Raw genomic sequence first — 13,376 nt, 5'->3', positions numbered from 1 at the left:
TGAATGAAATTCACGCCAGCATGAGAAAACACCGTTCGGGTGTCTAGGCGTTGCGCGTTTGCGACAGCCGTGATTTCAGCCATTCCGTGAACGCCAGCTGGGCTGGATGCTCGGCTTTAGCGAAATCGGTGACGAGGAAATAGGATTTCGGCGACTTGATGCCAAGGTCGAACGGGCGGATGAGTTGACCTGCCTTCATGGCTTTGCGGCAGGTAAGCTCATCGCCCATGGCCACGCCTTGCGCCGTAATGGCAGCCGAATAGACAAGATTCATATCGGAAAAGATGATGCCGCGTTCGGAGTCAGGGTTTTCTACATTGGCCAGCGCCATCCAGCGGGTCCAGTCTTCGAAATCGCCCAGATGCAGCAGAGGCGCGCGCAACAGGTCCTTTGGCTCAGCAATACCGCCGATTTTGTTGATCAGAACCGGGCTGCATAGTGGCGTGAACTCCACCTCACAGAGCAGCTCCACCGCGCGGTTGGGCCAGTTTCCGTCGCCGAACGCTATAAAAATATCGACAGATGAATCCGTTACATCATCAAGCTTGCGCGGCGTGACAATGCGCAGTGATACTTCAGGATATTTCTCCTGAAACTCGGCAATATGGGTACACAGCCACAGCGAGGCAAAGCCCGCTGTCGAGCTGACGCATAGCGAACCGCCCACACCGGCAGGGCTTTGTCTGCCACCGGCATCGTCAATGACAATCAGCGCCTTGCGCACATCATTGGCATATTTGCGCCCGCGCGGGGTGAGGGCAACACCCTTGCCATCGCGCTGCAGCAGTTCAAAGCCGAGATCGCGCTCCAGCAGGCGCAATTGATGGCTGACGGCACTGCGGGTGAGGTGCAGTTCATCCGCTGCGCGCCAGACACTGCCATGCCGGGCAAAGCTTTCAAGGGACCGCAGGGCTTGCGTGGAGGGAATGCGCATGAACGGGATTCCAATGATGAGGTGAATAGAATTTGCACGTTTTGAAAAAACATATCACTTTTTGTCCCGCCTTCCAGATGATTATCTCGCGGCAACGGGAGATGGATCGTGACCACGGCAGCAGGAACCACAGCGCTGGATTTTGTCGAAAAGCGCCAAGCTGATCTCTCAGCCTGGACCCGCACTATTTTCGATTTCGGCGAAACCGCCTGGCGCGAATATCAATCGGCGGATTGGTATGTATCGCTGCTGCGTCGTGAGGGTTTTGACGTGGAGACCGGTTCAGGCGGTATGCCCACGGCATTCTGTGCCCACTGGACCAACCGGGGAGCCACTACGGGAAAATCCCCAACCATTGGCATGTATGCGGAATATGATGCGGTGCCCGGCAATTGTCAGGACGCGGCAACAGTCCAGCGGCCAAGGCCCGGTTTGAACGAACATGCGGGCGGGCACACTGACCCGCATTCGGGGCTCGGCATATCCAGTCTTGGCGGTCTGCTGGCAACGAAAGCCGCCATGGAAAAGCACGGTATTCCCGGCACATTGCGCTTTACCGGCGAACCGGCGGAAAAAGTGCGCGGCTCAAAACCCATTCACGCCGCCAAGGGCTATTATGATGGGCTTGATGGAATGATCTCGTTCCATCCGTTCTACATGCTGCCGCTGTGCAATACGGTGCGTTGGGACACGCACTGCGGCGCTGCCTACTCAATGATTTACCGTTTTGTCTGCGATCAGCCTGAAAGTTGGGGGCTCAGCGACGGCGCACCGATCCCGCAATCCCATTCGGCGGTGCGGGCACCCGGTGCCAATGATGCGCTGATGATGATGTATATGGCGTCAAAAGCCTTGCGGGATTCCATGCTGCCGCATCAGGGCGGTTGGTCGATCAGCGAGGCAATCCTGACCGCTGGGCAGGCAACCGCTGACAATCTTCCTGCTGGGCTCGCCGAAATTCAGTACATGATGCGTGTGCCAACCATAGCCATGGCCGAGCAGGTGACATCAGTGCTTGACCGCAATGCCGAACATGCAGCCGCTATGAGCGGTTGCCGGGTGGAACGGCATTGGGTGTGCAAGTCACGTCCCGGCCTTGCCAATCATGCCATGGCAGAAATCACATGGGATGCCCTGCGGACAGTCGGTGCGCCGCGCTGGAGCGAGACGGCAAAGGCGGTGGCACGGGAAATTCAGGTCAATGCCGGGATTGAGGCAATGCGGGACCCTTTCCTTGATGAATGCGAAGCGCTGATAGCGCCAAGGGATGCCGAAGCGATCCTGCGCCGTGACCTGCCGCCATCACAGATCAATTCCACCTCCGATGATTATACGGATATGACATGGCACGCACCGACAGTGCGCTTCTATGTGGCACGTCCCGCATTGAAGGCGCCCAAGGGCTTTGCCTATCCGGGCTGGGTGATGAATGCGCTGGGCGGTATCCCGGAAACAATTGATCCGATGGTGACCACCGCCGCCAAGACGGTGGCACTGACTGCCCTGCGCCTGCTTGAGGATGGTGATGCCCGCAAACGGGCAAAGGACGAATTCATCGAACGCACCGGCGGCGGCATTGGTGGTTCGAACTGGATAGCGCCGCTTTGCGATTATGAGCCACCAATTCATTTCCGCTGGCCGGAATATGTGACCACTGCACGCGGGCGGGAATGGTGGATACCCACACGCCCCTGACGAGGAGACAGGACCAATGACACGCCACGAACAGGGCTTTGAGGCCGACGCATTTACATTGAAGCGCCGCAATCCGAATGGCGGCACCGCACCGCTGAAAGGCTGGGGTTTTCGCAATGAAACCGACCCGCTGACCGATGTGCTGCTGGGTTCTCCGGCATTTCTGCGGCACATGGCAACCAGCTCGCTGTCGCGCAAACATCTGCGCGAAGCGCCATGCAACATTCAGACCGCACAGGCGCAGCACAAGGAACTGGTCGCGGCCTACGAGCATTTCGGTGTCAACATCCATTGGCATGAGCCGGAACCCGAACTGCCGATGCAGGTCTATTCACGCGATTCCAGTGTGATGACCCCTTACGGCGCTGTGATCACCGCCATGGCCAACTGGTGGCGGCGCGGCGAGAACTATGCCGCGATCCGCACCTATGAACGGCTCGGCATTCCCATCTATGACATGGTGACGGCAGGGACTTTTGAGGGCGGCGATTTCAATGTGATCGAAGAGGGATGTGTTCTTATCGGTTGCGGCGGCGCACGCACGCAGGAGGAGGGCGCCCGGCAGGTGGAAGAATGGTTCCGCAAGGAGGGCTGGGAAACGCGCCTTGCCTTCATCGATGAGTATTACGTGCATATCGATCTGATGGTGGTGCCAATTGCACCAAAGCTCACGGCGGTCTGTCTTGCCTGCACGGAACCCGGCATTGTCGACTGGCTGAAATCCAAGGGCCACGAGATCATCGATGTACCGTTTCAGGACACGATGAATCTCGGTTGCAATTTCATGTCGCTGGGCAATGACCGGATCATCGCACCAACATCAAGCAAGACGCTGATCGATAAGCTGCGCGCACGGGGATTTGAAGTGGCAGCTGTTGATATGAGCGAGATCTCCAAAACCGGCGGTGGCATTCACTGCATGGCCCAAGCGCTGTTGCGATCAGCGGATTGAGTGTGTGTGGAGGGGTGGTTCAGGGAGAGGGGTGGCTGCAACGCTAATCGCGAAAGTGCAGAACTTGACTCCCTGCAATCCCCAGTCTCCCTCATGGTTGTTATGTCGAACCACGAACCACATACATGCAGAGCAATACTACCTAAACAATCCGTCGTTTTTCCATCTGGCATCCAAACCAAAAGCCCCATACCATTTGCAGAACGAACAGCATTCAAGAGGAGGCAAAAATACTCATCAAGCGGGATTTCTATATCAACGGCGAATGGGTGCCGCCTCTTGTGGCCAATGATCTTGAGGTGATCAATCCGGCAACGGAAAAGCCAATTGCGATCATTTCCATGGGAACACCAGCGGATATCGATCGCGCCGTGGCGGCGGCCAAGAAAGCGTTTCAGACCTACAGCCAGACCTCCGTCGAGGAACGTCTGGCGCTTCTGGAAAAGCTGCTCGATATCTACAAGCGCCGGTATGATGAGATGGCGCAAACCATCACGGCGGAACTCGGCGCGCCGATCACCATGAGCACACAGCAGCAGGCCGATGTCGGTGTTGGTCATCTTCAGGGCTTTATCGATGCGCTGAAGGTCCTGCACATGCGCGAGGAATTGCCCAATGGCGACCTTCTCGTGCGCGAGGCCATCGGTGTCTGCGGCCTGATCACGCCATGGAACTGGCCTGTCAATCAGATTGCGCTAAAAGTTATTCCGGCACTGGCAACGGGCAGCACCTGCGTGCTCAAACCAAGCGAATTCACCCCGCTCAACGCGCTGCTTTATGCCGAGATGGTGCATGAGGCGGGCTTTCCTGCCGGTACGTTCAACCTCGTCAATGGCGATGGCGCGGCGGTTGGCGCTGCGCTGTCCAAGCACAAGGACGTCGACATGATGTCCTTCACCGGCTCCACTCGCGCCGGTATTGCAGTCAGCAAGGATGCGGCGGAAACCGTCAAGCGCGTGACACTGGAACTGGGCGGCAAATCGCCAAACATTGTGTTTGAGGATGCCGATCTGGAAGACCGTGTTGCGGGCAGCGTGCTCGAATGTTTCAACAATAGCGGCCAGTCCTGCGATGCGCCAACACGTATGCTGGTGCAGCGGTCCGTTTATGACAAGGCAGTGAAGATTGCCGAAGCCACGGGCAAGGAAGCGCGTGTCGGCGATCCGCAGGAGGATGGCGACCATATCGGTCCGCTCGTCAGCCATATCCAGTATGGCCGGGTACAGAGCCTCATTGAAGCTGGCATTTCGGAAGGCGCGCGCGTGCTGGTAGGCGGAGCAGGCAAGCCGGAAGGTTACGAAACCGGCTATTTCGTCCGCCCGACGATCTTTGCCGATGTGCGTAACGATATGCGCATTGCCCGCGAAGAGGTGTTTGGCCCGGTGCTCTCGCTCATTCCTTTTGATACGGAGGAAGAAGCGATTTCCATTGCCAATGACACGCCCTATGGCCTCGCCGCCTATGTGCAGACGGGTGATGCCAAGCGGGCCGAACGCGTGGCGTCAAAACTGAAAGCGGGTATGGTGCATATTAATGGCGGTGCGCACCGTTATGGCAGTCCATTTGGTGGCTACAAACAGTCAGGCAATGGCCGTGAAGGTGGCAGGTTCGGGCTTGAGGACTTTCTTGAGGTCAAGACAATCCACCGGCCATAACAGGCAAAAAGGTTGATGGCAAAGTGGAGCTTTGAATTTGTCATTCGCCGGGTGCGAATGACAAATTCGCTCCACTAGATGCTATCAACCAATCAATGTTTCATCGATTTCAATCAGATATGGATTTTTGCTCGCCTTGGCTGTCAGCAGTGCGGCGGGCAGTTCTTCCAGTTTTTGCAGCTTGATCGAAGCCACGCCATAGGCTTCGGCGATTTTGAGGTAATTGGGTGCCGATGGACGCACGCCAACCCACGACGAACAGAAAACCACCCTTGCCAAATATCAGGATTTGAGTCTGACCCAAATCGCGTCTGTATGGCTAAGTAGTTATACGGATTGTGAAATCTTAGCCCGCATGACAAACAAAAGCTGTTGCCTATTGCTTTGTAAATTGAGGGTATGGTCTGCATTGAGAGCTAATTTTATTTTTGGAATAACCCTCATTTCCCGGAAGCGTAGGCGTAGATTTTGGTCGTTGCTGCGGTTGAAAAGGGCCAAAACCCAACGATTTGAGGCTCTGCGTCGGATATATCAGTCTTTCGCGCAAATATCTCTATCTGGATTGCGGGCTCCATGGGTGATCAGTTTCCCGGTTAGATTGTTTGCAAAATGTTGGACGCAGTAGTGATGGTTCCGAGAATTCTAAGGAATATACTAAGTGGAGTTTTGATACTTTGCGCAATTTGTCTTGGCGTCTCACTCAATCGCCTTTACGGCAAAACGTCCTGTGTCCGACAATCCGGTATTGAGCGCATGTTTGGCACATGTATTTCCGAGGTTATTCAATATTGAATATTCTTGGCCACTCCTCGGTGCGATTCATCATCGTAGGTGCAATAGCCACAATGACGCACGCTGTAATGGCTATGATTCTTCTGAGTTTTGATCGGGATTTGAGTGTACTGAAAGTCAATACCGCAGCATTTCTCATTGCTGTTTTGGTATCTTATGCAGGTCATGCACTTTATACATTTAAAATGTCCGGAAGTTTATACAAGTATATTTTAACATCCATAATTTGTCTTTTTATAAACAATACAGTTGCATTTGTATTTGATCATATTGCCAAAAGTAAACCTGTTGCAATTGCGGTAGGTATGCTGGTTGCTCCGATCGTTGGATATGCAATATCGCGCAAGTGGGTCTTTTCAGATAGGCAAAATACAAAGAGTTAAAGGTTTATGAGCAGTCAGTCGCGCTTGTCGGATATCGTCATTATTGTACCAGTCAAAGACGAGGAAGAATCGATCGAGCATTTTGTGCGGGAGTTCACTATTCGAGTGAATGCTGCCGTTGCAAACTTCAGCTTTCTTTTCGTCGATGATGGATCAACTGACGCTACGATAAACGTATTAAAGCGTCTGTCAGTTCGCGATCCGCGAATTAACTATCTCAAGCTCAGCCGAAATTTTGGCAAAGAGGCTGCGATGACTGCCGGGATTGATCATGTTCATTGCGATGCCGCCATTATCATGGATGTCGATCTCCAGGATCCGCCGGAGATAATCCCGCATTTTATTAAATATTGGAAGCAGGGTTTCGACACGGTTTACGGCGCGCGAGCAACGCGATTTGACGACTCCTACTCCAAGAGGATTTTTGCAAAACTCTTTTACAGGGCATTCAATGTGGCAACGTTCATTCCAATCCCCGAAAATGCCGGGGATTTTCGTCTGATCAGCGGCAGACTCATCGAAGTTCTCCGCAATCTGCCCGAACGGAATCGTTTCATGAAGGGATTGTTTGCGTGGCCAGGGTTTTCCACAATTGGCGTGCCGTATGAACGTCCCGCCCGCGCGAGGGGTACAACCAAGTTCAATATATGGAAATTGTGGAATTTTGCGCTCGAGGGACTTTCGAGCTTCAGCACAATGCCCCTGAGAATATGGACCTATATTGGCACGGGGATAGCCTTGCTGTCGTTCTTCTACGTAATTCAGATAATCGTCAAATGGTTGATCTTCGGATCTACGACTGCAGGCTACTCCTCCATCATGTGTGCGGTGTTGCTTTTTGGCGGCATCCAACTCATTTCGATTGGTGTCTTGGGGGAGTACATCGGGCGAATGTATATCGAGGCAAAACATCGGCCGATTTATGTCGTGGAGGAAGTTTCTCAGTTCGCGCATGCCGCCTTTGAAACCTCCCTGACACGTGTTTCGAATGGATCATAGTATGAATCATGAGTTTGAAACCACAGACCGGTTATCCAATTTTTACAGTATTGCTGCTCTCTGTTTTATTGGATTGAGTATTTTCGCTTTTGTCGGCCTTATTCCCCTTGGTCGATGGGAGATGGACGAGATTGTTACAACCAACCTCTTTAATCGGCTTGGGTTAGAGGGGTTAGAGCATAGAATCCTGCATTGGAGTCCGAGGCCAATTTCAGAGATAATGCTCTACGGCTACCTAGAAATCGCCGAGATCACCGACCGCAGGCATATCGCCAAGGTTTTGTTGCTTTTATGGTCAATTTTGATCACATCAACATTATCGCCCGCCTTTTTGACTGCTGGCACAGACCGTCTCAAGGGATTGGCGTTCTGTGCCGGCATAGTGCTTCTGTGCATAGCTGGTGAGAACAATTATGACGTCCTCTATTGGGTTCAGGGCGCTCTGGCTTATATACCGACCCTATCAGCACTGTTGTTTATATGCGGCATTATCCTGATATCCGATTTGGATATACCCAAGAAGGCTCTGTATATTGCAGTAGCCCTTTCTATTGTCAGTATGTGCTCAGAGGTCGGAGCTTTTTTTGCGGCAAGTTTTTCTTGCGCTGCGCTTTTTGTCTGGCTTGCTTTACGTTGTGTTGGTCTCCGTCTTTCCGGAAACTATGCCATAAGAGGTCTTATACCACTCTTGATATCCTCAGTCGTTATCCATAGCATTGTTGTCAGCAGGGTAGGAGCTAGCTTCGAAATCTTTGGTGATCATAATGTCGCCGGGAATTTCTTTGCTAGCCTGAAATTGTCCCTTAGCACTTTCCCCTATCAGGTGTTTTTTTGGGGAACGAATGTCGTCGGGGGGCAATATGCGATTGCAGGTGTATTGCCAAAGTTCGGATTACCGATTTCAGCATTCTTCCTTTTCCGATTCATGACAAACACGCGGCAGGATGCGCTGCTTGCGGGCTTGCTGGGAATCGCCGCGATCGGCACCGCCTATCTTTCCTATTTTGCCAGTCTTTATCAGTTTGGAATGGATTGTTGCGGCCGCCATACGACCATGCGACAGGCTCTGATATGGATATCACTTGCCGGATTCGCAAAGGTGCTTTCCTATGTGTGGCGAGGGCAACACAGTGCAGACCCAACAAGGTCTGATCGTTTGTCGATGATTGCTCTGATTCTAACAACCGCGCTGCCTACGATATTTCTCGCAAAGCCACTTGTTTCGGATTATCGCCGCTATAATCAAATGCGTGCCGAGCATGCAGCGATGTGGCGCCCGAAACCTGACAGGAACCCAACCGTCATGACGATACAGAAATCATGGCCTGGAAACATTGTGGGAGGTGGGTATCTCTATCTTGCAGCTGGTGAATATTTCCGGGGTCAGAATGTACCGGGGAATGTGCAAGGTTTGATGGACTATTTTTCCACGGAGAGGATCATTGTCCTTGACCCGGTTTCGTCGCCACCGAACTAGCGGGGTGAGAGATGCATGGCGCGGCATCCGCGCCCCCGAGGCATATGTTACCCTTATAAATGGGAACGGTTGATAGCTTTGTGCCATCAACCAATCAATGTTTCATCGATTTCAATCAGATATGGATTTTTGCTCGCCTTGGCTGTCAGCAGCGCGGCGGGCAGTTCTTCCAGTTTTTGCAGCTTGATCGAAGCCACGCCATAGGCTTCGGCGATTTTGAGGTAATTGGGTGCCGATGGACGCACGCCAACCGGGTTGATGTGTACGTCACGCATAGCGCGCTCGATTTCCTGATAGCCCTGATTGTTCCAGACGACGAAGATGACAGGCGCTTTTTCATCGACTGCCGCGCCAAGTTCTCCCAGCACAAACTGAAAACCGCCATCGCCGACTATACAGATCGTTGATGTCTCAGGCTTGCCGAGCGCTGCGCCAATGGCAGCAGGCGGGCCGAAACCGAGGGCACCAAAGCCCGTCGCTGCATTGAACCAGCCACCGATGCGATCGTGGTCGTAATAGAGATTGCCAGAATAGATCGCCTGTGTGGAATCGCCGACGATGAGGGAATCCGGCAGTGTGTCGCGCAGGACGTTGAGAAAGCGCACATGGCTCTGCGTTCTCGGGCCGATTTCCGCCCATGCCGCATCGCGTGTCGTCAGCGCGCGGTCTTCACCTGATTTGGTGTTGCGCCGTGCGGGCAATGTGGCTGCCAGTGATCTGACGGTTTCCTGCGCCGATGCTTCGATGGGCATGAACGCCGGGCGGCGATCCAGTTGTCCGGCGTCGATATCGATGCGTACAAGGCGTTTGAGTTCCGGGAAGCCGCCATCGCCATACATGTCATAGTCGGTTGGTCCCATTTCGGTGCCGATGGCGATCACCAGATCGCTTTCAGCGAGAAGCTTGCGCACGGCGGTAAGGCTGGCGCTGGCCGGGATGAGCAGCGGGTGATTGTGCAGGATACCGCGTGCATTGGTGGTTGCCACCACAGGCGCATCCAGCTTTTCCGCCAATTCCTTTAGTTCTGCCGCGGCACGCTTTGCGCCGCCACCAATCAGGATAACCGGACGTTCAGCGCCAAGGCACTGACGGGTCAGTTCAGCCATGGTTTCTGCGGATGCCTGCGGAATAGGTGCATCCGATAGCTGGCGGCTCGCACCATCCAGTGGCAGCGCCATCACATCCAGCGGTATCTCGATATGGACAGGGCCGGGGCGCCGCGAGGCGAACAGCGCGAAGGCGCGGGCAAGCACAATCGGCAATTCATCCGCTGTTTCAACGCGATGCGAGAACATTGCAACCGTCTGCAGCATGGCACGCTGATTGGGCAGTTCATGCAGGAAGCCCATGCCCTTGCCAAGGGATTCGCGCTGATTGACGCCGGAGATCACCAGCATCGGAATGGAATCGGCACGGGCCTGTCCCATGGCCGTGATGGTGTTGGTGATGCCGGGGCCGGTAATGACAAAGGCGACGCCGGGCTTGCCGGTTGCGCGTGCGTAGCCGTCGGCCATGAAGCCAGCGCCTTGCTCATGGCGCGGCGTGATATGGCGTATTTTTGAGGCGGCAAGGCCGCGATAGAGTTCTATTGTATGAACGCCGGGGATGCCGAAAACCGTGTCGACATCATAGGATTCGAGCAGATGGACGAGGGATTCACCAACCGTTGTCATGCGGATTTCCGTTGCTGGAGGCGGGAGGCAAGACGGACAATACCGGCGCAGGCTGCGTCGATCTTGTCGTCGGCGACACTGAGGCTAAGGCGCAGATAACCGGCGAGATTGTCGCCAAAGGACTCGCCCGGCATGACCGCCACATGTTCTTCTTCGAGAAGCCGCATGGCGAAATCATTGCCGCTCAGACCCGTTGCGCGAATATTGGCGAGGATGAACATGCCTGCCTGTGGCATGTCGGCACCAATGCCAGCGATCCCGTCAAGCCGCTTGGAGATCAATTGCGCGCGCCGGGAATAGCTTTCGCGCATGGTTGCCGCTGCTGCCGAAGGCTGGCCAAGCGCATAGGCGGTCATATCGGCGATAAAGGGCTGAACGCCAAACAACAGGGATTCCGATAGAGGCAGAAGTTTCTGGGTGAATTCCGCCGGGCCAACGCACCAGCCGCTGCGGAAACCCGGCGCGGCATGGGATTTGGAAATGGAGGCGACGGCAATGGTCCGGTCAGCCAGCTCCGGGCGGTCAAGCGGCGAGGCGAATTTGCCGTCAAAAATCAGCAGTTCGTAGACTTCATCGGAGACGATCCACAAATCATGCTTGCGGCAGACTTCGCCGATTTCAGCCACTTCCTTTTCACTCAGCACGGCGCCGGTTGGATTGTGCGGCGTGTTGAGCAGGAGAACGCGGGATTTCGGTGTGATGACCTTTTCCAGATCGGCAGCCTGCATGCGAAAGCCGTTTTCGGGGCGCAGGGGAACGGAAACCCGCGTTGCGCCGGTTGCGCGGACAACGCCGTCATAGGTGGCATAGAGTGGATCGCCGGTGATGATCTCGTCGCCTTCTTCGGCAAGACCGAGCATGACAAGCGACAGCGCCGTCTGGGTTCCGGGAAAACACATAATATGTTCAGGGCCGATAGCCCGGCCGGTGCGTGCGGTATATTTGGCCGAAAGTGCTGCAAGAACAGCGGGTTCGCCGCGACCGTTGGAATAGCCGGTGCGCCCCGCACGCATGGCGCGCTCGGCCACATCCACCATGTCGGTCGGGGTCGGAATGTCAGGTTCGCCGATGGTCAGCTCGATGATCTCCTGGCCAGCGCGTTGCATTTCGCGCGCACGGATATGCACGGCCCATTTATCCGATCCCAGTCCGGCCAGACGGTCGGTCACAGACGCATAGCGCATCATTCGGCTCCTTGAGTATGAAGTGAGATTCCAAGTACGGCTTCAATAGCGGCTATGCCGGTTTCAGCCAATTCCCCATCGGCGAAAATATCGCCGGCAAGACAACCTTCCAGCCATAATCCATCGATGATCGCATTGATGGCGATGGCGTGGCGGCGGGTATGGCTCGGCCCCGCAGGTTTTCCCGAAGCAGCAAGGGCTTCGCGGATCAGGATTTCCAGCTCGTCGCGAAAACCGAGATAGCCGTCACGATGCGCGGCGGCCATGGCAGGGTCCGCATGAACAAGGGCAATGAAACCTGCCCATAGCGACAGATTGTGCGGGTCCATGATCGGCTCGCCAAGATTGGCGGTAACAAAGGCCTGCAGGCGCGAGCGGGGATCATCAGCGGCATTCTGCAAGGCATCGCTGGCCTGCACGGTCATGCGGTTCATGACGGCGCGATAGGCCGCGCCGATCAAATCATCCTTGGTGGGAAAGTAATAGCGGATCAGCCCGGCTGTAACATCGGCCCGCTGGGCGATTTCGCGTACGGTTGCACCGGCAAGTCCGCGCTCGGCCACACATTCAAGCGTTGCGGCGATCAAATCCTCGCGGCGCTTGTCCTCGCCTTCACGGCGAAAGGTTTTACGAGTGGCCGATTGTGTCTTCATTGCCGGAAGACCGGACGGGTGAGGCAGGTGGGGCCGCCTTCGCAGGCAATGCACAATGCATCGGCTTCGAAGGTTGTGACGGTGCAGCCGGCGGCTTCCATTGCCGCCTTGGTCTTCTCAAAGCCTGCCACAGCAATCACCTCATAGGGCGCGGTTGGCAGCACGTTGAGGTTAAGCCCATTGCTGGCAGCAAATTCTTCTTCCGGCGCTGCGATCAGGCGAATGCCGCGCTCTTTCAGCAGCTGATAGAAGGCGGCAGGAAGCAGGGGCAGATGGACAAGAGCAAGGTCTTCGGCCAGCGGCGAGATGATGGACATAAGATGCAGGCAGGCCTCTTCACCCTGCCACAGCGGCAGGTCAAAACCGAGAACGCTCACGCCAAGCGGCTCAAGAATGGCGGCCATCTGCTCGATACCGGATTGATTGGTGCGCACGCCCCGTCCGATGGCCAGCATCTTGCTGTCTACCCAGACGCAATCGCCGCCTTCTACGGTGCCCGGCGCAACGATGCGGCCAAGAACCGGCACATCCATCTGGCTATAGGTTTCGTGGTGAAGATCGGTTTCATCAAGCCGCAGGGGTTTGCCCATGCGCAGAAGAATTGCACCCTTGTCGGTGACGAGAGAGGGATCGTGCGTGAATATGGAATCCGACAATCCATCATTGCCGTCTCTGATCCATGTAATGTCCGCACCTGATTGCGCGACAAGATCAGCAAACACGCGGTGCTGTTCGGATGCGCGGCGCGGATCGAATTGCGGGCCATAATGCCAGACATCGCGCTCGGCACCTGCCATGACGCGGTCAGGCATGCGCATGATGACGCGTTTCAGGGGAAGGGCCATGGACTGGGAACCGAATGCGCTCATCGACTGCTCTCTCGTAAAAATTGCATCTGGGAGTATTTATACGCTTGCATAATTAGAGCGCAAGTGGTGTGATGTTCGAAATTAGGCAGTTTCGCCTCATGCTGACAAAA

The 13,376-nt window shown here is 55.0% G+C and carries 12 protein-coding genes; 6 read left to right on the top strand and 6 right to left on the bottom strand.

Annotation, left to right across the window (positions count from 1 at the left end; translation table 11 throughout):
* Positions 1 to 43: 43 nt before the first annotated feature.
* Positions 44 to 934 carry a LysR substrate-binding domain-containing protein gene (locus tag FHW17_RS18115; RefSeq protein ID WP_182510467.1) on the bottom strand — a complete coding sequence of 297 codons (891 nt, stop codon included), beginning with the start codon at positions 932 to 934 and terminating at the stop codon, positions 44 to 46.
* A 108-nt stretch (positions 935 to 1,042) separates the two neighbouring features.
* On the opposite strand from FHW17_RS18115, the gene FHW17_RS18110 reads away from it, so the two are divergent.
* The 3 genes from FHW17_RS18110 (at position 1,043) to FHW17_RS18100 (ending at position 5,236) form a co-directional block, all read left to right on the top strand.
* Positions 1,043 to 2,629 (top strand): amidohydrolase, encoded by a 1,587-nt coding sequence (locus FHW17_RS18110; RefSeq protein ID WP_182510466.1) that lies wholly within the window; start codon positions 1,043 to 1,045, stop codon positions 2,627 to 2,629.
* A gap of 16 nt (positions 2,630 to 2,645) precedes the next feature.
* Entirely contained in the window at positions 2,646 to 3,581 is a 936-nt protein-coding gene (locus tag FHW17_RS18105; protein ID WP_182510465.1) for a dimethylarginine dimethylaminohydrolase family protein, read from the top strand.
* A 230-nt stretch (positions 3,582 to 3,811) separates the two neighbouring features.
* Entirely contained in the window at positions 3,812 to 5,236 is a 1,425-nt protein-coding gene (locus FHW17_RS18100) for an aldehyde dehydrogenase family protein (RefSeq protein WP_113094813.1), read from the top strand.
* Positions 5,237 to 5,320: 84 nt separating this feature from the next.
* Here FHW17_RS18100 and FHW17_RS18095 read toward each other — a convergent pair whose 3' ends face one another.
* Complete coding sequence (locus FHW17_RS18095) at positions 5,321 to 5,479, bottom strand: thiamine pyrophosphate-dependent enzyme (RefSeq protein ID WP_162700231.1); 159 nt, start codon at positions 5,477 to 5,479, stop codon at positions 5,321 to 5,323.
* Positions 5,480 to 6,000: 521 nt separating this feature from the next.
* On the opposite strand from FHW17_RS18095, the gene FHW17_RS18090 reads away from it, so the two are divergent.
* Genes FHW17_RS18090 through FHW17_RS18080 form a run of 3 tightly spaced genes read left to right on the top strand, consistent with a single transcriptional unit; the run spans position 6,001 to position 8,887 of the window.
* Positions 6,001 to 6,411 (top strand): GtrA family protein, encoded by a 411-nt coding sequence (locus FHW17_RS18090; protein ID WP_112529218.1) that lies wholly within the window; start codon positions 6,001 to 6,003, stop codon positions 6,409 to 6,411.
* Between the two features lie 6 nt (positions 6,412 to 6,417).
* Entirely contained in the window at positions 6,418 to 7,410 is a 993-nt protein-coding gene (locus FHW17_RS18085; protein ID WP_112529220.1) for a glycosyltransferase family 2 protein, read from the top strand.
* 1 nt (position 7,411) lies between these two features.
* Positions 7,412 to 8,887, top strand: a complete 1,476-nt coding sequence (locus FHW17_RS18080) for a hypothetical protein (RefSeq protein ID WP_182510464.1) — start codon at positions 7,412 to 7,414, stop codon at positions 8,885 to 8,887.
* An 86-nt stretch (positions 8,888 to 8,973) separates the two neighbouring features.
* On the opposite strand, the gene FHW17_RS18075 is transcribed toward FHW17_RS18080, so the two are convergent.
* Genes FHW17_RS18075 through FHW17_RS18060 form a run of 4 tightly spaced genes read right to left on the bottom strand, consistent with a single transcriptional unit; the run spans position 8,974 to position 13,266 of the window.
* The gene (locus FHW17_RS18075) at positions 8,974 to 10,560 is read right to left on the bottom strand and encodes a 5-guanidino-2-oxopentanoate decarboxylase (protein WP_112529224.1); all 1,587 of its coding nucleotides are present in this window, start codon (positions 10,558 to 10,560) and stop codon (positions 8,974 to 8,976) included.
* Positions 10,557 to 11,744, bottom strand: a complete 1,188-nt coding sequence (locus FHW17_RS18070; RefSeq protein ID WP_113094825.1) for an aminotransferase class I/II-fold pyridoxal phosphate-dependent enzyme — start codon at positions 11,742 to 11,744, stop codon at positions 10,557 to 10,559. Before FHW17_RS18070 ends, FHW17_RS18075 begins: the two co-directional genes overlap by 4 nt.
* The gene (locus tag FHW17_RS18065) at positions 11,744 to 12,397 is read right to left on the bottom strand and encodes a TetR family transcriptional regulator C-terminal domain-containing protein (RefSeq protein ID WP_112529226.1); all 654 of its coding nucleotides are present in this window, start codon (positions 12,395 to 12,397) and stop codon (positions 11,744 to 11,746) included. Before FHW17_RS18065 ends, FHW17_RS18070 begins: the two co-directional genes overlap by 1 nt.
* Positions 12,394 to 13,266, bottom strand: coding sequence for an arginine deiminase family protein (locus tag FHW17_RS18060; protein ID WP_182510463.1), 873 nt, complete (start codon positions 13,264 to 13,266; stop codon positions 12,394 to 12,396). Before FHW17_RS18060 ends, FHW17_RS18065 begins: the two co-directional genes overlap by 4 nt.
* Positions 13,267 to 13,376 lie beyond the last annotated feature (110 nt).

Origin of the sequence: Phyllobacterium sp. P30BS-XVII, assembly GCF_014138335.1 — a bacterium.
GTDB lineage: Bacteria > Pseudomonadota > Alphaproteobacteria > Rhizobiales > Rhizobiaceae > Phyllobacterium > Phyllobacterium meliloti.
Note: the sequence above shows the minus strand (reverse complement) of the source record. Positions and strands in the feature narration are given on the sequence as shown.

Bases quoted from the DNA above. Each gene is read 5' to 3' on its own strand.
- FHW17_RS18115 (WP_182510467.1), bottom strand. From the start codon at position 934: ATGCGCATTCCCTCCACGCAAGCCCTGCGGTCCCTTGAAAGCTTTGCC.
- FHW17_RS18105 (WP_182510465.1), top strand. From the start codon at position 2,646: ATGACACGCCACGAACAGGGCTTTGAGGCCGACGCATTTACATTGAAG.
- FHW17_RS18090 (WP_112529218.1), top strand. From the start codon at position 6,001: ATGTATTTCCGAGGTTATTCAATATTGAATATTCTTGGCCACTCCTCG.
- FHW17_RS18085 (WP_112529220.1), top strand. From the start codon at position 6,418: ATGAGCAGTCAGTCGCGCTTGTCGGATATCGTCATTATTGTACCAGTC.
- FHW17_RS18080 (WP_182510464.1), top strand. From the start codon at position 7,412: ATGAATCATGAGTTTGAAACCACAGACCGGTTATCCAATTTTTACAGT.
- FHW17_RS18075 (WP_112529224.1), bottom strand. From the start codon at position 10,560: ATGACAACGGTTGGTGAATCCCTCGTCCATCTGCTCGAATCCTATGAT.
- FHW17_RS18070 (WP_113094825.1), bottom strand. From the start codon at position 11,744: ATGCGCTATGCGTCTGTGACCGACCGTCTGGCCGGACTGGGATCGGAT.
- FHW17_RS18065 (WP_112529226.1), bottom strand. From the start codon at position 12,397: ATGAAGACACAATCGGCCACTCGTAAAACCTTTCGCCGTGAAGGCGAG.
- FHW17_RS18060 (WP_182510463.1), bottom strand. From the start codon at position 13,266: ATGAGCGCATTCGGTTCCCAGTCCATGGCCCTTCCCCTGAAACGCGTC.